At 37.1% G+C, this 19,691-nt stretch carries 21 protein-coding genes; 16 read left to right on the forward strand and 5 right to left on the reverse strand.

The genetic code is table 11. From position 1 onward, the window contains the following. Positions 1-52: 52 nt before the first annotated feature. Positions 53-2,485 carry an ATP-binding cassette domain-containing protein gene (locus tag LG329_RS00255; RefSeq protein WP_404452559.1) on the forward strand — a complete coding sequence of 811 codons (2,433 nt, stop codon included), beginning with the start codon at positions 53-55 and terminating at the stop codon, positions 2,483-2,485. 60 nt (positions 2,486-2,545) lie between these two features. On the opposite strand, the gene LG329_RS00260 is transcribed toward LG329_RS00255, so the two are convergent. Continuing rightward, complete coding sequence (locus tag LG329_RS00260; protein ID WP_404452560.1) at positions 2,546-3,832, reverse strand: NCS2 family permease; 1,287 nt, start codon at positions 3,830-3,832, stop codon at positions 2,546-2,548. A gap of 303 nt (positions 3,833-4,135) precedes the next feature. Between LG329_RS00260 and LG329_RS00265 the strand changes: the two genes are divergently transcribed. The 4 genes from LG329_RS00265 to LG329_RS00280 all read left to right on the forward strand — a co-directional run bounded on the left by LG329_RS00265 (position 4,136) and on the right by LG329_RS00280 (position 6,746). Beyond that, on the forward strand, positions 4,136-4,321 hold the full coding sequence (locus tag LG329_RS00265; RefSeq protein WP_404452561.1) for a helix-turn-helix domain-containing protein: 186 nt from the start codon (positions 4,136-4,138) through the stop codon (positions 4,319-4,321). Positions 4,322-4,383: 62 nt separating this feature from the next. Further along, positions 4,384-5,139 carry a DnaD domain-containing protein gene (locus LG329_RS00270; RefSeq protein ID WP_404452562.1) on the forward strand — a complete coding sequence of 252 codons (756 nt, stop codon included), beginning with the start codon at positions 4,384-4,386 and terminating at the stop codon, positions 5,137-5,139. Then, positions 5,136-5,471, forward strand: a complete 336-nt coding sequence (locus tag LG329_RS00275; RefSeq protein ID WP_404452563.1) for a hypothetical protein — start codon at positions 5,136-5,138, stop codon at positions 5,469-5,471. The genes LG329_RS00270 and LG329_RS00275 overlap by 4 nt, the downstream gene beginning before the upstream one ends. Before the next feature lie 402 nt (positions 5,472-5,873). Then, complete coding sequence (locus LG329_RS00280; RefSeq protein ID WP_404452564.1) at positions 5,874-6,746, forward strand: YitT family protein; 873 nt, start codon at positions 5,874-5,876, stop codon at positions 6,744-6,746. 157 nt (positions 6,747-6,903) lie between these two features. On the opposite strand, the gene LG329_RS00285 is transcribed toward LG329_RS00280, so the two are convergent. After that, positions 6,904-7,083 (reverse strand): DUF6440 family protein, encoded by a 180-nt coding sequence (locus LG329_RS00285; RefSeq protein WP_404452565.1) that lies wholly within the window; start codon positions 7,081-7,083, stop codon positions 6,904-6,906. A gap of 217 nt (positions 7,084-7,300) precedes the next feature. Here LG329_RS00285 and LG329_RS00290 point away from each other — a divergent pair, with 217 nt between their 5' ends. After that, positions 7,301-7,672, forward strand: coding sequence for a VOC family protein (locus tag LG329_RS00290; RefSeq protein ID WP_404452566.1), 372 nt, complete (start codon positions 7,301-7,303; stop codon positions 7,670-7,672). A 45-nt stretch (positions 7,673-7,717) separates the two neighbouring features. After that, the gene (locus LG329_RS00295) at positions 7,718-8,149 is read left to right on the forward strand and encodes a hypothetical protein (RefSeq protein ID WP_404452567.1); all 432 of its coding nucleotides are present in this window, start codon (positions 7,718-7,720) and stop codon (positions 8,147-8,149) included. Between the two features lie 166 nt (positions 8,150-8,315). On the opposite strand, the gene cyoE is transcribed toward LG329_RS00295, so the two are convergent. After that, positions 8,316-9,239: a heme o synthase gene (cyoE, locus tag LG329_RS00300; RefSeq protein WP_404452568.1), complete on the reverse strand. Its 924-nt coding sequence runs from the start codon at positions 9,237-9,239 to the stop codon at positions 8,316-8,318. A 504-nt stretch (positions 9,240-9,743) separates the two neighbouring features. On the opposite strand from cyoE, the gene sdaAB reads away from it, so the two are divergent. The 9 genes from sdaAB to rnc all read left to right on the forward strand — a co-directional run bounded on the left by sdaAB (position 9,744) and on the right by rnc (position 18,000). Beyond that, positions 9,744-10,406 carry an L-serine ammonia-lyase, iron-sulfur-dependent subunit beta gene (gene sdaAB, locus LG329_RS00305; RefSeq protein ID WP_404452569.1) on the forward strand — a complete coding sequence of 221 codons (663 nt, stop codon included), beginning with the start codon at positions 9,744-9,746 and terminating at the stop codon, positions 10,404-10,406. A 24-nt stretch (positions 10,407-10,430) separates the two neighbouring features. Further along, entirely contained in the window at positions 10,431-11,315 is an 885-nt protein-coding gene (gene sdaAA, locus LG329_RS00310) for an L-serine ammonia-lyase, iron-sulfur-dependent, subunit alpha (RefSeq protein WP_404452570.1), read from the forward strand. Between the two features lie 6 nt (positions 11,316-11,321). Next, positions 11,322-13,355, forward strand: coding sequence for an ATP-dependent DNA helicase RecG (gene recG, locus LG329_RS00315; RefSeq protein ID WP_404456349.1), 2,034 nt, complete (start codon positions 11,322-11,324; stop codon positions 13,353-13,355). A gap of 93 nt (positions 13,356-13,448) precedes the next feature. Continuing rightward, a complete protein-coding gene (gene fapR / locus LG329_RS00320) occupies positions 13,449-14,042 on the forward strand; it encodes a transcription factor FapR (RefSeq protein WP_404452571.1) in 594 nt (197 codons plus the stop codon). Further along, positions 14,026-15,033, forward strand: a complete 1,008-nt coding sequence (gene plsX, locus LG329_RS00325; protein ID WP_404452572.1) for a phosphate acyltransferase PlsX — start codon at positions 14,026-14,028, stop codon at positions 15,031-15,033. The genes fapR and plsX overlap by 17 nt, the downstream gene beginning before the upstream one ends. After that, positions 15,030-15,971: an ACP S-malonyltransferase gene (gene fabD, locus LG329_RS00330; protein WP_404452573.1), complete on the forward strand. Its 942-nt coding sequence runs from the start codon at positions 15,030-15,032 to the stop codon at positions 15,969-15,971. The genes plsX and fabD overlap by 4 nt, the downstream gene beginning before the upstream one ends. After that, entirely contained in the window at positions 15,971-16,711 is a 741-nt protein-coding gene (gene fabG, locus LG329_RS00335; RefSeq protein ID WP_404452574.1) for a 3-oxoacyl-[acyl-carrier-protein] reductase, read from the forward strand. The genes fabD and fabG overlap by 1 nt, the downstream gene beginning before the upstream one ends. A 295-nt stretch (positions 16,712-17,006) precedes the next feature. Further along, entirely contained in the window at positions 17,007-17,243 is a 237-nt protein-coding gene (gene acpP, locus LG329_RS00340) for an acyl carrier protein (protein ID WP_404452575.1), read from the forward strand. Positions 17,244-17,316: 73 nt separating this feature from the next. Beyond that, positions 17,317-18,000 carry a ribonuclease III gene (gene rnc / locus LG329_RS00345; protein ID WP_404452576.1) on the forward strand — a complete coding sequence of 228 codons (684 nt, stop codon included), beginning with the start codon at positions 17,317-17,319 and terminating at the stop codon, positions 17,998-18,000. Between the two features lie 54 nt (positions 18,001-18,054). Here rnc and LG329_RS00350 read toward each other — a convergent pair whose 3' ends face one another. Together LG329_RS00350 and LG329_RS00355 are read right to left on the reverse strand one after the other, a co-directional pair. Then, entirely contained in the window at positions 18,055-18,279 is a 225-nt protein-coding gene (locus LG329_RS00350) for a DUF1128 domain-containing protein (RefSeq protein WP_404452577.1), read from the reverse strand. Between the two features lie 393 nt (positions 18,280-18,672). Further along, positions 18,673-19,677 carry an NAD-dependent epimerase gene (locus LG329_RS00355; protein ID WP_404452578.1) on the reverse strand — a complete coding sequence of 335 codons (1,005 nt, stop codon included), beginning with the start codon at positions 19,675-19,677 and terminating at the stop codon, positions 18,673-18,675. Positions 19,678-19,691 lie beyond the last annotated feature (14 nt).

Here is a 19,691-nt window from a genome sequence, read left to right on the forward strand (position 1 = left end):
CTTATTATCGCATGTATAATGTTTTCTCCAATAGAAGAAGGAGGATGTTGTCATGACGGAATGGATTAGTATTGAGCATGCGAACGAACACAATTTAAAAGATGTTAGTGTGAAAATCCCAAAACGTAAATTGACAGTGATAACTGGTGTTTCTGGATCGGGCAAGTCTACACTCGCACATGATATTCTTTTTAATGAGTCACAGCGACAATATCTAGAGGCAATGGGAATGCAAGGCATTGAAAAACCAAATGTTGCACATATTAGTGGTGCTTCTCCCGCTATAAGTTTAAAGCAGCAGGAAACGTCATCTAATCCTCGATCTACAGTAGGAACAAAGACAGCCATGTACACAAGTTTACGTATGATTTATGAGAAGCTTGGTATTCGTTCATGCCCAAACTGTAATAAAAAAGTTAACCCTATTCAGGCCATTGAAGAAACAGAACATGTAGATGGCGATTTTACTGTTTTTCAAATTTGCCCATATTGTGAGCACAAGTATAAAAAGTTCACACGAAGCCACTTTTCTTACAACACAATCGAAGGCGCTTGTCAGAAATGTAAAGGTATCGGTAAAGTCATTCAAATTAATGAAAACACTTTATTTAATATGGAGTTGTCAATTGAAAATGGTGCAATTGCATTATGGACAGGCCGCTACTTAGAGTATCAGCTCGATAACATCAAAAGCACAATGAACTATTACAATGTGCCACTTGAACAAAATACGCCTCTTAAAAATTATAATGAATTACAAAGCGCTTTACTTTGTTATGGTACAAGCAGTAAAGAAGTTCGAAAACTCACTGATAAAAAGGAACCGAAAACAGTTGGTGATGGTAAATTCCAAGGTGTAATGACAAACCTTTGGCGAAAATATCAAGAAAAAAATGGAGATATGGGTAAAGAATCTATCTTTTTCTATAGTGATACATGTCCTGACTGTAATGGCACAAAATTAACTGTACATAGTCGTAATGTTAAAGTAATGGATCATTCAATCACAGAAATCTCAACGTTAGATTTAGATCAATTGTTAGAATGGGTCAATGACTGTAGCTTGAACTTAACTGGGGAGGAAATAGCGGCAGTTGATGTCTATATTCAAGATATAGAAACAAAACTTAAACGTATAAAACGTCTAGGTCTCGGTTATCTCACGTTAGAACGAGGGACAAACACTTTATCTGGCGGTGAAAGTCAACGCATCCGATTATCTGCCATCTTAGATTCAGACTTAACAGATGTTGTTTATATTATCGACGAACCAACAGCTAGTCTTCATGCTAAAGACACGGAAGGTATCATGGACATTATGAAAAAACTAAGAGATAAAGGTAATACGGTCCTTGTGATTGAACATAATACGGATGTCATGAGAGAAGCTGATTATTTAATTGAAATTGGACCAAAGGCTGGCCGATACGGTGGTGAATTAATTGGTACAGGTACATTAGGAGACCTTACAAATAATGAGCAATCCCTAATTAAATACTACATTTCAAACAGAAGTCAACCGAAACAAAACGTTAGAAAAGCAGGGAAAACGGCCATTCACATTCAAGACGCCACGCGTCATAACCTTGCTTCTGTAAGTGTTGCCGTTCCTACAGAATCCCTTGTAAGTGTAACGGGTGTCTCAGGATCAGGTAAATCTTCACTAATATTTGATGTCGTAGGAGAAGAAGCTAACAATGTCTCAGGATTAGACCAGTTTGAAGAAGTCATTACCATTAATCAAACAAGTATTTCAAAAATGAAACGTTCAAATGTTGCTACATATACCAACGTATTCACAGACATTCGAAATGTTTTTGCCAAACTCGAAGATAGCAAAGCGCAAGGAATCACAGCTAAACACTTCTCATTCAATACAAATGGTGGACGTTGTGAGACATGTGAAGGTCTTGGCTATGTTATGAGTAACATGTTATTTTTTAATGATATGGAAGTTGTATGTCCGACTTGTAAAGGTAAACGTTTCAAAGAAAACATCCTCAATATCACGTACAATATCTATAATATAAATGACTGCTTAGAGTGTTCAGTTGAAGAAGCATTAGATATTTTCAATAACGAATCAAAAATTTATAAAGTCCTCCAATTATTAACTGAAATAGGGTTAGGTTATTTAAAACTTGGTCAATCACTTACAACATTATCCGGTGGTGAAGGTCAACGATTAAAGTTATCAACTTCCTTAATGAAGAAAAATAAACAAAAGAGTCTTTTCTTATTAGACGAACCTTCAACAGGACTACACCCTTATGACATTCACTATTCGTTAGAATTATTTAATCGTTTAATTGATAAAGGTAATTCAATTATCATGGTAGAACATAACATTCATATGATCCATGCGAGTGATTGGATTATTGATTTAGGACCAGAAGGTGGTGTCAAAGGAGGACGTATTATTGCAGAAGGAACACCAAGTGACATCAGGGGAAATCAAACATCTGTGACAGGACAATATTTATAATAATTAAAGCCATACTACACAAGTTCTTATCCACTTGTGTAGTATGGCTTATTGTTTCTATTAAAACCCAATAATCTTCATCAAAAAGTCAAACAAAAACAGTGATGATATGATCACTAATGCAAATGACAGCTCTCTTTGCTTTCCAAGCGCTAGTTTTACAATTGGGTATGCAATAAATCCAAACGCCATTCCATCAGCGATACTGTACGTGAATGGAATCATAACAGCTATTAAAAACGCAGGTAATGCTTCTGATAAATCGTCTAAATAAATATGACGAATGTTTTGCGCCATTAGCACACCTACAATAATTAGAATCGGACTAATTGCTGTATTTGGTATGATCGATATCCACGGAATAATAAAAATTGTTGCCAGGAATAATAGACTCGCAGTGATGGCTGCTCTACCTGTTTTACCGTTCGACGCGATTACTGCCGCATTCTCTGCTGCTGAAACAGTTGGTGATGTTCCAAGAAAAGCACATGCGAGCGATGAAAATGCTGTAACATGATATGCTTTTTCGTAACGGTTTTCGCGTTTCAGCATGTCTAGTTGTCCATGTAACAATCCCATATTTTCAAAAATAAGAATCATCGCCAGCGGGAAAACAGCTAACCAGAATGACAGTTCATCGATTGCCGTAAAAGCTGGAATAAATATTAATTCCTCCGCATTCACGTTTACGCTACTAGTCCCTTTATCTAATATACCGAACAAATAAGCTAACACGGTTCCGCTAATCATTGTGATCAAAAAGTTTGCTGGTACATTTTTAATAAATAAAAATATCGCCAGGAATAATGTTAGCAGACTTACAATTACGGTTGGTGAAGTAAAGTCTCCAATTGCGATAATCGTATGTTCACCGCTAACAACTAAACCACTTTTTTCTAAACCAATTAAGATTAAGAAAAAGCCTAATCCAACTGTAATAGCATGCTTTAACGAATTAGGTATCGCTTTTTTTAGTATCAATCCTAATCGACTAATCGCTGTGATTAGAAATAATACCGAAGCAACGATGACTACCCCTAATCCTTCTTGAAAGGTAAGCCCTGTCCCTTCCACAATAGAATAGGCAAACAACGCGTTAATTCCCATTCCAGGAATCAATATCAATGGTAGCTTAGCATACAGACCCATGAACAGTGTTCCAACAAAGCTTGCTAGAATCGTAGCCATCATGCCACTTTCAACAGATATTCCAGCTTCACTTAAGATCGAACCGTTCACCGCTACAATGTATACTGTAGTCAGGTAACCAATCAGTCCAGCTATGATCTCCGTACGCCAATTACCTTTCTTTAGCGCATTACCCGGATCTTGTTTTTTATAAGGCATGAAATCTCCTCATATTTCCTTCTATCCCTCTCCCACCCGATTATATCAAGTATAATCCACAAGAGAATATTATAGATGGAATGGGGAGGGAAGTCAAATTTGATGATAAATTTCTATTAATCTCGTAGCCTAAAATTAATATTTATTTATGCTATTTAACATAGACAAAATAAATTTTAAAAAAACTTTCAAATTAATGCCACCAAATCCCACCTTCATACGATTATAGTATTAGGAAATGTTTTTATCCGATTAAATACGGTACATTTCACTTTTATCTAATCGTAAGAGGAGGGATTTTATTTGGAACGGCAGACTATAACAGTTAAAGAAGTGGCGAATTATCTAGGGGTGCATACGGATACCATTTATGCACTGGTTAAGGAGAAACAGATTCCACACATGAAGATTGGAACGCGTATTTTATTTACAATGCAATCAATTGATTTATGGATTCAAGATCAAGAGTACACAAGCCTACGTATCTAGCATGATACGTGGGTTTGTTGTGCTCTTCTTTTTTAACTTATATACCGGAAAGGGAAATGATGATGAATTATATTAAAGAATTGAATGCGTTTAAGAACTGGTTATTAATTAATGATCTACCAACAGGGGCGATTAGTTTATGGCATACGTTGATGGCCGTCAATAATGCTGCTGGGTGGAAGGAGCGATTTAATGCGCCAAATTCGACTGTCGGACAATTAACTGGCTTATCAAAGCAAGGAATATTAGATGCGCGAAAGATTCTTATGGAAGAAGGGTTAATTCAAGTTGAAAATGGTAAAAAGGGGAAGGCGCCGGTCTATAAAATGATTTCTTTTTTCCCAAATGCTGAGCCATCACTTGACCGATCGGCAGACCAATTAGTAGACGCATCACTGTGCCAATCAGCCGACCAATCCTTGACCATACCTAAAAAGAAAGTAAAAGAAAAAGAAATAGAAGAAGAGGAGGGGGAAGAAGCGCGCGTGAAAAAAGTTGTTACAATTTACGAAGAAAACATTGGGGAGCTTAGTCCACTTGTGAAGTGTGAATTTTTGGAATGGTGTGAGAAGCTTGGCGAAGATGTGATGCTTGAGGCGATTAAAATCATGGTGAAAAATAATGGGCGAACTTTTCGTTATTTGGAGAAAATTTTACAGGAATGGTGTACGGCAAATATTTGTTCGGTTGAGGATGTACAAGCATATGAAACACAGAAAAGTGCATCACGGGGAGATAATACGGTGCCATTTCGCAAAAAACCAAGCCCAAGTGGGATGTCCATTTTTGACGAATTACGAGCGGAGGCAGGGTTATGAATAAACAAGAAGCAATTAATGTGCTGGAAACAATCCGGGACATTTACCCAAAATTTGAAGTTACAAAGCGAAAAGCAAGTTTGCTGATTCCGCAGCTCAAGCAGATGGATTATCCGCTTGTGATGAAAAAGTTATCGGCATTTGTGGCGACCCATCCGTATGCCCCAACGCTTGCTGAGATTGCGGTTTATCCTGAAGAAGATAATGTGCATTTGGCCAACATTCATAAGTGGCGGGCTGAGGCTGATAAGGTACCAATCGAGCTCAAGCACGCTTTCCATGAGCGAATGGTGAAGCTGTTAAAAGAGAAGACAAATGGTCGGTCTAGCTAATTTTGAAGCAGAAATATCCTTGGAAGGGTCACTTTTCACGAAACTTGAGGTACAGGCAGAGCATTTTTACCATGCGGAACATCAGGTGATTTTTCGTGCATGAAGCAGGTTGCAGCTGCGGGACATCAAATTGATTTGGTCTCCGTTGTGACGGAATTGGGTGAATCGGGATGGATTCATAGATATACCATTTATAAATTCATGAAAGAATAATACAGACTCTTGGATTCAGGTTTACAAAATAGAAATTATTTTATCAAAACAGCGAAACGGTCCAACTGGAACAGTGAAACTTGGTTTTGACATGAAATCGCTCTAATGATCGATCGGGGATATGTTATCATAAATAGGGATAATTTATGTGTGTAACGAAAAGAAATAAGTTTGGAGCGAGGAAATGTTATGAGTGAAATCACAAAACACAAACCCAAAAGACTAAAAATCATTTTACGAGGATTAATGATTATTATTGGGGGGTTTATAACAGCATATGGACTAGAAGCGGTATTAATCCCGAACAATGTATCAGACGGTGGTGTGACAGGGGTGAGTATCGTTGCCTCAGAAGTATTTGGTATACCATTAGGCATTCTCATTGCCATCATGAACCTTCCTTTCGTTTGGTTAGGATATCAGCAGATTGGTAAAAGTTTTGCGATCTATTCGATTATCGGAATTGCATCACTAGCAATCGGCACTAGCGTCATGCATTACATACCAACGATTATTCAACAAGACACCATGTTAGTAACCGTTGTTGGGGGAGTTATTATCGGTTTTGGTATGGGTCTAGCTTTGCGTAATGGTGGCGCATTAGATGGAATTGATATGCTAGCAGTCCTACTTTCTCGAAAATTACCCTTTGGAACAAGTGATTTAATCTTATACTTAAACGTGTTTGTATTTATTATTGTTTCAACCGTATTCGGACTACAAGGGGCTATTCTTTCGGCAATTGCTTATTTTATTGCTTCAAAAGTAATAAATATCGTTGAAGAAGGTTTAAGCGGTTCGAAAACATTTAAAATTATCACAACCCAACCCGAGGTAATGGTAGAGACGATACGTGATCGATTAGGTCGAAGTGCAACGTATAAAGAAGCTTTCGGTGGTTATTCAAATGAACAATTCACGGAAATTACATGTGTCATCAACCGTTTAGAAGAAAGTAAAATAAAAGAGATTATTAACGATATCGACGAAAGCGCTTTTGTTACGGTATATGAAGTAGCAGAAGTTAAGGGCGGTAATTTTAGAAAGAATAATATTCACTAGTAACAATACGATCGTTTTATAAAAAATCACCTATTTCTTTTATGAAAAGGTGATTTTTTGAACGTTCGAACAAATATGGGTCACAGTCAATGCATCTAATTTAGGAAAAGATCTTTAACAAATCACGCTAAATGAAAGCAAGTAGATACATCCTCTACTATTTTTTAAAATCTTCATCTACTAAAGGTTTTCCTTCTTGATCAACCATAACGGTTAACCCGCCTCCAGCACCAGCATAATTCGACATATACAGAACCCCGGTCTCATTGTCACGAAGAACTTTAAATTGTTCTAGCTTTCCTTGAGTATAAATAGTTTCAAAACGTTTGTTACTCATTATCTCACTCTCCCTATATATTTTTTAATATACAACAAAAATAACTTAATTGTTCAACTATACTATACCGTTCGTTTAGGTAAGGCAACCTTACAATGGTCATAATCTGGAACATTTGATGAGTATTGTGTATTTCGCAGTACTCATTTATACTTTACTAATATAAGTATTTTAGGCAACATTTAAAATTATCAGTAGTTTTATAGGAGGAGCAAATATGAATCTAGGAGCATTTTCTGTAAGCTTAAATGTAAAAGATATCAATGTTTCAAAGTCATTTTACGAAAACTTAGGATTTGAATTCTTAGGAGGCGATATTACCCAAAATTGGCTTATTATGAAAAATGGAGATTGCATTATTGGACTATTCCAAGGAATGTTTGAAAAGAACATTCTAACTTTTAATCCAGGAATGAATCAAGAAGCCGAAAACCTCGACTCTTTTACGGACGTAAGAGAACTACAAAAACACCTTAAAGAAAAAGGAATTAAAATACTTTCTGAAGCAGATGAAACAAATGAAGGACCAGCACATTTTACAATTGAAGATCCGGATGGTAATCCTATTCTTGTAGATCAACATAGGTGAAGTAGCGGAAAAAGATAGATTTGGTTGATCAGGAGGATAACAAAAATGAGTGTTTTTGCTAAGCGGAGAGAGAAGAAATGGTTTCGTTATAAAGATAGATTAAAGTTCATAATTGGCGAAGAACAGCTTGAATTAGAACCCTGGCTTCAGAAATTAATCATGTCTATCGTTGAAAAGGAAGAACAAAAACACCGGAATGATGAAATGGCAGCATGGCTTGTAAAATGGGAGAAGGAAGGCGATCTGCCTAGCGATTTTAAGGATGAAGTGTTTTTGTCTACTATTCATCGAAATCATACGGAATGGGTGGAAGAGACAGCACAGTTTCATGCTGATGTAAGGAAAGCAGATTATGAATCATTGGAGTCTTTGATTGCAGATTTTGGTGAACCAATTACCTCGATGTCAACGAATGAACAAAAAACGTACATTGCTCTATGGGGAGAAATTTTAAATGCAATAAGCCAGGTGGAATGAAATATCGGTGGGAGTGGTTCTATACCCTAAAAATGTAAGGAATTTTATTCTAACGGTCAATCTCCATAAGTGATTGACCGTTTGGTGTTTATAATTCGTTCTAGATATCCAGCGTCAGTAATTACCTTTCAGACGCTAATGACGCTTCTTGAGAAGGTTGACCCTATTAGTATAAATTAAAAATAATCCCCATAAGTGAGTAAATAATTACAGTCGAAAATAGGACAGTCATATAAATAAGCGAAAAGATAAACATGGCTTTTGCCCATTTTTCAGATTCCATCCTTTTATAGCCAAATATACTTAAAATAATCCATATAATACCCAAAAGAAGCGCAACTAACATAAGACCTAGGCTTAAATATCCAAATAGAAAACTTACTGCAAATAAAACAATTAAGTAAATATTTGTCTGGAGATATGTTCGTCTAAACCCTTTAACGACTGGAAGCATAGGAACTTTTGCGGCCTTATAATCATCATGCTTACGAATAGCTATGGCGTAGAAATGTGGCATCTGCCAAATAACTGAAATCACAAAAAGACCGATAATAGCAGGGTGTGTAATGTCTGGATAAATAGCAGCCCACCCAATTAAAGGTGGAGTCGCTCCAGATATACTTCCGATTTCCGTATTATAAATTGTTCTCCTTTTACTCCACATCGTGTATGGAACAACATAAAAAAACAACCCCAATAACCCTAAGAAGGCTGCTAAATAAGAGGCTAATGCAAGCGATAGTATCCCAATTACAGACATGGAAAAACCAAGCCAAAATACTGTTTTAGGCTTTACTACACCTGTAACGGTTGGTCGCGTTTTCGTTCTTTCCATAATGATATCGATATCGCGATCATACAAATTATTGAAAGCTCCAGCTGCGGCCATTACTAAATACGACCCGATTAATGCAAAGATCATTTCCGGAAGTTTATCAAGTAGACTATAGTGATAGGTATACATAGCTAACGTCAAACCAGCAAACATTTGAATAAGATTTGATTTAACAATTCCGATTTTAACTGTCTTCCCAAAAATGTTTGACAGAGTTTGTTTCTCAGTTGTTTGTCTTTCTCGTTTTCGATTCATTTTTTCTGCCTCTTTACTAAGAATATTGATTATTAGACCTAACATGTTATTGTAGATTGTTATTTTCTACATAATGATGATCTCTATTCTGACTCGAATGTACCTATTATATCTTAAGCATGTCAAGAAAAGAACAACAGAAGATTCGGGATAAATGCAATCTAATAGTCACAAAGGTGATCAGTTGCTGTACGTAGCAATGTTTGTATATAAAATTGAAACTTTCGTGACATTTATTTCGTAAACTGTGGATAGTATATAGCTAATAAAAAGCGAATCAAATTAAGTTAGAAAGAAATAAGATCCTACTTACACCACTTTGTGATTTTCGCCACTTTTTTTGCCCCCTTTTTCAAACATATTCCTTAAGACAATGTACACAGGTGGATTAAATCTAGTACTAGTAACTTAGTCTAGACTTAATGAAGATGATTATTCCACCGATTTTTGTTATAATTTACAATAGAGAAGTAGGTTTACATTAATATACAGGTGGTGTTAGTTATGAAGTTTAATTCAGTATTCGATATAATTGGTCCTGTTATGATTGGACCATCAAGTTCACATACAGCTGGTGCAGCAAGAATTGGGAAGGCTGCACGTAATTTATTTGGAGAAGAACCTAAATGGGCAAAAATTCATCTATATGAATCGTTTGCTAAAACATATAAAGGACATGGAACCGATTTTGCAATAGTTGGAGGATTACTAGGTTTTGAAACAGATGATATACGCATGAGTAAAGCCTTAACTATAGCAAAAGAACGAAATATGGAAGTAGAGTTTATTGAAGAAAGTGGTGCATCTGACCATCCAAATACGGCAAGAATTAAGATTGGTAATGATAAAGAAGAAATGGAGCTCATCGGTATTTCCATAGGTGGAGGAAAAGTTGAAATAACCGAGTTAAATGGTTTTGAACTACGTCTTTCCGGTAATCATCCAGCGATTTTAATCATGCACAATGATCGCTTTGGTGCCATTGCTTCTGTCACTAAAATTCTAGCAAAATATGAAATTAACATTGGACATATGGAAGTAAATCGAAAAGATGTGGGTAAAGAGGCATTAATGGTGATCGAAGTGGATCAAAATGTTGATGACGCTGTTTTAAAGGAATTAGAAAATGCCAATCACATTATACAAATTGCTAAAATCGTAAGCTAATCATCATAGAAAGGGGTATATTTTATGTTCCGTACAGTTGCAGAATTAGTAGAAATTGCAGAAAAAGAAAATATATTGATTTCCGAGGTAATGATTCGGCAAGAGATGGATGTTAAGAATCTCTCTCGCGAGGAAGTCTATGCCAATATGGAAAGAAATTTAGATATTATGGAAAAAGCAGTAGAGGATGGACTGAATGGTGTTCAATCTGTTACAGGCTTAACAGGCGGCGATGCGGTCTTAGTTCAAAAATATATGAAAGAAAAGACCCCATTATCAGGTAATTTGATGATGGACGCTGTAAGTAAAGCAATGGGTACAAACGAAGTTAATGCCGCTATGGGTACAATATGTGCTACACCAACAGCTGGTAGTGCTGGATGTGTTCCCGGTACACTTTTTGCAGTGAAGGAGCAACTAAATCCAACACGTGATCAAATGATCCGTTATTTATTCACTTCAGGCGCATTTGGATTCGTCGTTGCAAATAACGCGATGATATCTGGTGCCGCTGGTGGGTGTCAAGCAGAGGTTGGATCAGCTGGCGCGATGGCATCTGCTGCTATTGTAGAAATGGCTGGTGGAACTCCACAACAATCATCCGAGGCGTTTGCTATAACATTGAAAAACATGCTAGGACTTGTTTGTGATCCTGTTGCAGGATTGGTGGAAGTTCCTTGTGTGAAACGAAATGCAGCTGGTTCGTCCCTAGCAATCGTATCCGCTGATATGGCATTAGCTGGTGTAACGAGTAGAATTCCTTGTGATGAAGTAATAGGTGCAATGTATAAAATTGGAAAATCAATGCCTTCTGCTTTACGTGAAACAGGAGAAGGTGGCCTAGCGGGAACACCAACAGGTGAAGAAATCAAGAAAAAAATATTTGGGATGTCTTCCAAGGAAGTGTGATTGATTTTGCTTAGTGAATCCGTATCTACCATCCAAGGTGTCGGTGATAAATTCGCAGAAGCACTGGCATTGGCTAATATTAATACAGTAGAAGATTTACTTTACTATTTCCCATATCGTTACGATGTTTTTGAAATAAAACCTCTTAGCGAGTTAATCCATGAGGACAAAGTAACAATTGAGGGAAGGGTAATCCATGATCCTTCCCTTTCTTTTTATGGGAAAAAGAAATCCCGGTTGACATTTACTGTTGAAACAGAAAGTGTGGCTATTAAGGCTGTTATGTTTAACCGCGCATTTGCAAAAAAGCAATTGAATGCAGATGATATCGTAACCCTTACAGGTAAATGGGATGCACATCGACTGCAAATCACGGTAAGTAATTATAAAAAAGGGCATGCAGAAGAACAGGCAGCTATTCAACCAATGTATCCATTAAAAGGCGAATTAACCAACTTCAAGTTGAAAAAAGTTATGAGTACTGCGATAAAAGAACATATAAATGATGTTGAAGAAATTATACCGGATGATTATTTAAAAGCGTATAAAATTCCAGATCGTAAACATGCGATCTTAGCTATGCATTTCCCAAAAAATCGGGAACTATTAAAACATGCCAGAAGAAGATTTACATATGAAGAGTTTTTGCTGTTTCAATTAAAAATGCAGTTACTTCGAAAAATCAAGCGTGAATCCACTACAGGTAATGCACAACATTATGACCCGATGAAAGTAGAAGAATTCATTCAAACCTTTCCGTTTGCCTTAACAGGAGCACAAACTCGTTCCTTGAACCAAATTTTAGCCGATATGAAAACACCATATCGCATGAATCGCCTTTTGCAAGGGGATGTGGGATCTGGAAAAACAGCTGTTGCAGCGATTTGTTTATATGCTACCATTTCGGCAAACCGACAAGGTGCGCTAATGGTTCCGACTGAAATATTAGCAGAGCAGCATTATCAGTCATTGTGTGACATGTTTGGCAATCGGGCTACGATTGTTTTACTGACTGGCTCCGTAAAAGGAAAGAAAAGACGAGAAATAACGGAAGCGATAAAGGACCATAAGATTGATATAGTAGTTGGTACGCATGCTTTAATACAAGATGATGTTGTATTTGCCGATCTAGGATTTGTAATTGTGGATGAGCAGCACCGATTTGGCGTAGAACAACGACGTGCATTAAGGAGTAAAGGCTTGCATCCAGATGTGTTGTTTATGACAGCTACTCCAATTCCGAGAACACTTGCTATTACTGCTTTTGGCGATATGGATGTCTCTATCATTGATGAAATGCCTTCTGGAAGAAAAGAAATCGAAACGTTTTGGACAAAAGAAAATACATTAGAACGCGTGCTGAACTTTATAGAAAAACGCATCTCCCACGGGGAACAGGCATATGTAGTCTGTCCGTTAATAGAGGAGTCCGATAAATTGGATATCCAAAATACCGTAGATCTTTTTCACCAGCTACAGGAATTTTACCCACCCAGTATTCAGGTAGGTTTAATGCATGGAAGATTGTCATCTAATGAAAAAGAAGAGGTAATGAATAAGTTTGCCGCAAATGAAATTCAAGTTCTTGTATCAACCACTGTTGTTGAAGTAGGCGTGAATGTACCGAACGCAACAGTTATGGTTATCTATGATGCTGAACGTTTTGGATTATCACAGTTACACCAGTTAAGAGGACGAGTTGGCCGAAGTGATAAACAGAGCTATTGTATACTAATCGCAGATCCAAAGGGTGAAGTAGGGAAAGAACGAATGAAAATCATGACCGAAACAAATAACGGTTTTGAGTTATCTGAACAGGACCTTAAGCTTCGTGGGCCAGGCGACTTTTTTGGAAAGAAACAAAGTGGCCTTCCAGAATTTAAAGTTGCTGATATGATTCATGATTTCAAAGCGCTTGAAACCGCCCGTAAAGATGCACAGGATATTATTGAATCAAACAAATTAGAGGAAGATAAGGATTATCAAAAACTTCAAATACTCTTAGAGAATGATTCCTATATGAGAAAAAAGCTGGATTAAAGGATTGCTTGCATAAATAATAATCCTATTATATATTACTATTAGTACCAAGTCATAAAAAACAATAGCCATAAATAGTGGATGGTGTGATAGATGAAACGGAATAAATTAGAGAGACAACGATCTTTAATAGAAACGATTGAGGAAACACCTTTTATAACAGACGAAGATTTAGCACAAAAGTTTGATGTTAGTATCCAAACCATCCGTTTAGATCGAATGGAGCACGCAATTCCAGAATTACGTGAACGAATAAAGTCTGTTGCTACTAACCAATGGAACGAGACAGTAAAAGCCTTGCCACTAGAAGAGGTAATTGGTGAGGTTATTGATCTTGAACTTGACACCCGTGCCATATCAATCCTTCATATAGGGGCTGAACATGTGTTTTCTCGGAATAAAATAGCGAGGGGTCATCATTTATTTGCTCAGGCAAATTCACTTGCTGTTGCTGTTATTAATGATGAACTTGCTTTAACTGCGAAAACGGAACTAACCTTCACAAGGCAAGTTAAAGAAGGGGAACGTGTAGTTGCTAAAGCATTTGTCGAAGGATTAAATGATAAAGGCTATACAGTTGTTCGTGTCTCAAGTTATGTTGATCAGGAAGTAGTATTTAAAGGGTTATTTTATATGTATCGGTCAAACCAACTTAAAGGGGAAAGCACAAATGAAATTAGCCATTGATGCTATGGGCGGCGACCATGCCCCAAAAGAGATTGTACTGGGAGCAATGGATGCTATTGAAGCTATCAAGGATTTGGAAATTGTTTTAATAGGTAATCAAGAGAAAATAAATCCCATTTTGACGAATCAAACAAGGATTAGTATTATACATACGGACGAAGTTATTACGAGTGATGATGAACCTGTACGAGCAGTTCGCAAAAAGAAAAATGCATCGCTAGTGTTAATGGCAAAAGAAGTGAAAGAGGGGCGTGCCGATGCTTGCATCTCAGCCGGAAATACTGGTGCATTAATGGCAGCCGGATTATTTGGGGTTGGTCGAATTACTGGTATTGATCGACCGGCATTGAGCCCGACATTACCTACAATTGACGGCAAAGGATTTTTATTACTGGATGTCGGTGCAAATGTAGAAGCCAAAGCCCACCATCTTCTGCAATACGGAATCATGGGGTCTATTTATACAGAGAAAGTACGAGGAATTAATAACCCAACTGTCGGATTGATGAATGTTGGCACAGAGGATGGAAAAGGAAACGAATTGACGAAGAAAGCTTTTGAGCTATTGAAAGATGCACCCATTAATTTTATTGGAAACGTGGAAGCACGTGATCTGTTAAGTGGCGCGGCCGATGTTGTGGTAACTGATGGATTTAGTGGAAACGTTGCATTGAAAACAATTGAAGGAACAGCAGAAACCATGTTCCATATGCTTAAAGAAACATTTATGTCTTCCTTTAAAACAAAAATTGCTGCAGGTATGATGAAGCAAGATTTAAAAGGATTAAAAGGTAAATTAGACTACAGTGAATACGGAGGAGCTGGATTATTCGGGCTCGCCGCACCGGTTATAAAAGCACACGGTTCTTCAAATCGACGAGCAATCCATAGTGCGATTAGACAAGCATGCCACATGGTTGAATTTAAAGTAACAGATACCATCAAGAACACCGTATCAGAAATTGATATAGACAAGGGGGAAAAAGAATGAAACGAGTAGCATTTATGTTTCCTGGGCAAGGGTCACAGGACATCGGTATGGGTAAATCTTTTTACGATGCATATCCAGAAATAAAAGAAATGTATCAAGAGGCTGATGACGTATTAAATTTATCGTTATCAGATATTATGTTTAACGGACCAAAGGAAACATTAACAGCGACACAAAACGCACAACCAGCATTATTGCTATCAAGTATTGCAGTACATACACTTTTATTGAAATCCGAGGTACAACCAGTAATGGCGGTTGGTCACAGCCTTGGAGAATACAGTGCATTGGTAGCTGCGGGAGCGATCTCTCTTGAAGATGCAGTTCAATTAGTTGCGACACGCGGTAAACTAATGGAAGAAGCTTTCCCTGCCGGAAAAGGTGCAATGGCTGCAGTTTTAGGATTATCTGAAGAAAAAGTGGAAGAGTCCTTGAAGTCGTTGGAAACAGAAGAAATTGTTGATTTAGCAAATATAAATTGCCCTGGACAAATCGTTATTTCAGGCACAAAAGAAGGTATTGATCAAGCGTCTGTTGCTTTGAAAGAAAGTGGAGCAAAACGTGTTTTACCATTGAATGTTAGCGGACCTTTTCACTCCAGATTAATGAAAGCAGCTAATGAAAATTTCGCTGAAAAGCTGGAGGCAACTTCTATAACAGATGCAAACATCCCTGTATATGCAAATGTTACAGCATCACCAGTTACAGAGCATGATGAAATTAAAGAGCTGTTAATTAAGCAACTTTATTCACCAGTTCGTTTTGAAGAATCAATTCGTAACATGATTGATAAAGGTGTTGATGCATTTGTTGAAGTAGGAAACGGGAAAGTCTTAAGTGGATTAGTTAAGAAGATTGATCGAAAAATGCTTACATTTGCTATTCAAGATCCAGAATCCATGGAAAAGTTTATTTCATGGTATAAGGAGGATGCGTAATGTTAAAAGGAAAAAGTGCACTAGTTACAGGCGCTTCCAGGGGTATCGGTAAAGCAATTGCACTAGAACTAGCTAGACAAGGTGCGAATGTGGCGATAAACTACGCGGGAAGTGAAGCGAAAGCTCAGGCAGTAGTTGAAGAAATTGAACAAATGGGTGTGAAAGCCTTTAAAATACAAGCTGACGTCGCTAACGAATCGAATGTAAAAGACATGATTAAAGAGGTTATCAGTCAATTTGGTAGTCTTGATATCCTAGTAAACAATGCTGGAATCACAAGAGATAATTTGTTGATGCGTATGAAAGAGGAAGAATTTGATCAAGTTATTAACACGAATCTTAAAGGCGTATTTACATGCACAAAAGCCGTTACACGCCAAATGATGAAACAAAAGAGCGGAAAAATTGTTAATGTTTCCTCCATTGTTGGTGTAAGTGGAAATCCAGGACAAGCTAATTATGTCGCAGCAAAAGCAGGTGTAATTGGTTTAACGAAATCGACTGCGAAAGAACTTGCATCCCGTAATATTTTTGTTAATGCGGTAGCACCTGGATTCATAGCTACGGATATGACCGATGAGTTGACGGACGAACAACGTGAAGGTATGCTAACCATGATTCCATTAGGAAAGTTAGGACAGGCAGAGGATGTAGCAAAGGTAGTACGTTTCCTAGCATCCGATGATTCCAGCTACATGACTGGCCAAACGCTACACATAGATGGCGGAATGGTGATGTAGTTAGAAAAGCGGAGGCGACTGTTTAGCGACGTACAGATAGATGGGCCTGTGAAAAGTACGGTGAACTATCCGTACGTTCAACAGGACCAACTATCTGCTAGTCGCTAGGAGCCGCAGCTGGACAGAAAGAAAAGTGTAGCGGGCTTGCATAGAGACGACAAGCATAGTCAAGAGACCGTAGAGCACATGGACTTAGTGCTCGGAGTGTCTATTGACTATGTCTCGAGTCTCTAGCCCGCGGAACTAGACAGAAAGAAAAGTGAAGCGGGCTTGCATTGAAGGGAGGTGAAGTATCGTGGCAGACGTATTTGATCGTGTAAAAGAACTTATTGTTGAACGTTTAGAAGTTGAAGATTCCAAGGTAACAATGGAGGCTTCTTTTAAAGAAGATCTAGACGCAGATTCACTTGACGTAGTTGAGTTAGTAATGGAACTTGAAGATGAATTCGACATGGAAATTGCTGATGAAGAAGCTGAAAAAATTAATACAGTTGGTGATGCTGTTAACTACATAAACAGTATTAAGTCCTAATAGATTTTAAAAAGAAAGTCTCGCTTCATGCGAGGCTTTCCGTATATTCAATATAGAAGCAGGTGACACAAAAATGAATGTTAAACAACTTGAAGAGAAACTTCATATTACATTTAACGACCATGGCTTATTAGAGCAGGCTTTTACACATTCATCGTATGTGAATGAGCATCAGGAAAAAGTATTTTCGGATAATGAACGATTGGAATTTTTGGGTGATGCAGTATTAGAACTTGGTGTATCTCAATATTTATATCGAAATAACGAAGAGATGCCTGAAGGAGAGATGACTAAATTACGTGCAGCGATTGTATGTGAACCATCTTTAGAAAACTTTTCTCGCGATCTTGGATTTGGTGAACATATTTTGCTTGGGCGTGGTGAAGAACGAACGGGTGGACGCGATCGACCAGCATTATTAGCCGATGTTTTCGAATCGTTCCTTGGTGCACTTTACCTTGATCAAGGTTATGATCAAGCTATTAGTTTTTTAAACGAATTTATTTTTCCGAAAATTAGTACCGGTGCTTTTTCGCATGCGATGGATTATAAAAGCCAGCTGCAAGAATTAGTACAGCAGTATAAAAATCAATCTATTGAATACAAAATAGTTGATGAAAAAGGACCTTCACACAGCAAAGAATTTGTTACAGAAGTATATGTTAAAAATCAAAAAGCGGGTACAGGAGTGGGGCGTACGAAAAAAGAAGCAGAACAACGCGCCGCAAAACATGCTTTAGATACGTTTAACGGATAAATGCTAAAAGGCTGTACTTCACGATGTGAAATACAGCCTTTAATTAACATGGTTTTACGCTTTTCTTACAGACCTTAATTCATCAATAAATGCCTGTGTTTCAGACGCGCTTAAATGACCTTTTTGTACTACCATATCATACATGAATTTAATGTCATCGTATTTTTCCAAATCATAATCCTCAGGATCCAAAAGGCTACGATTAGCAACCTTTAAGCGATCCGCTAACTCATCTAGCATATTTTTTAGGTTTTCTTCCGATGGCTGTTCAAGATTCATATTTACACCTCACAATTGTTTTATTTTTTAAAAATAAGAAAAGAATCTGTATGTATATCCGTAAAACCTTTTGTAAACCTTTTATAGTTATTACATTTATATTATCAAAAAGGTATAAATGAGTAAATAATGAAACTTTGTTTCTGAGATGTTTTTTGAAACTTTTCAATTGTTGATAGATCAACAAACTATATTTTAGGAATGTATTAATGGATGCTGTATAAAAAACGAACGTTTTTGAGATAAGAAATTAAGTTGTTCTGCTGTAACCAACGGGCCTTTAAACGGAATAACATATTGTGAAAAGTGATTGGAATTAGTAATAATTGTTATTAATCTAATGGGCGGGAGAGTTAAAAGGAGCTGTGAAAACAGCCCCATCCTCAATCCGTTCTATCCTATATCATAATAATCTTTGTACCAATCGATAAAATTACTTACGCCCTCTTCAATCGAAGTTTTCGGTTTATATCCCACATCTTTGATTAAATCTTCTATATCCGCGTATGTGGCAAGTACGTCGCCGTCCTGCATGGGCATAAATTCCTTTTTTGCTTTTATACCAAGTTTGTTTTCAATCGCAGAAATGAAGTCCATTAGTTTAACAGGTTTGTTGTTGCCAATATTGTAAATTTTATAAGGTGCATAACTAGTACCGGGGTCAGGATAACTTCCATTCCAATTAAGATTTGGAACTGGCTTTTTATCGATAAGCCGAACTATTCCCTCGACAATATCGTCAATATAGGTGAAGTCTCGCTGCATATTACCATTATTATAAACTTGAATAGGTTTTCCTTCTAAAATAGATTTTGTGAAACGAAATAGTGCCATATCAGGGCGCCCCCATGGTCCATATACTGTAAAAAAACGGATCCCTGTTGTTGGTAATCCATAAAGATGGCTGTACGTATGGGCCATAAGTTCATTAGCCTTTTTTGTGGCTGCATATAAGCTTACTGGATGATCGACATTATCATGTACGGAAAAAGGCATTTTTGTGTTTGCTCCATAAACAGAACTTGACGATGCGTAAATCAGATGATTTACCTTAAATTTACGACATGCTTCAAGTATAGTAATAAAACCTACTATATTAGAATTTATATAAGCATATGGATTTTCCAAACTATAGCGAACTCCAGCCTGGGCAGCAAGATCAATAACTACAGAAGGTTGATATTTTTCAAATAGCTTCTTCACATGCTCCCGATCTATCCGTTCTATTTGTTCGAAAATAAATTTTTCGTTCTTTAACCAATTTAAACGGTTTTTCTTTAATTCAACATCATAATAATCATTCATGTTATCGATTCCAATAACAGAATGACCATTATTTAGTAAACGCTTTGACACATGAGCTCCTATAAAACCTGCAGCTCCAGTTATTAAAATCATAGACTCACCTCAAA

Source organism: Virgibacillus necropolis, from assembly GCF_044793635.1.
In the GTDB taxonomy this organism is placed as follows: domain Bacteria; phylum Bacillota; class Bacilli; order Bacillales; family Amphibacillaceae; genus Virgibacillus_F; species Virgibacillus_F necropolis_A.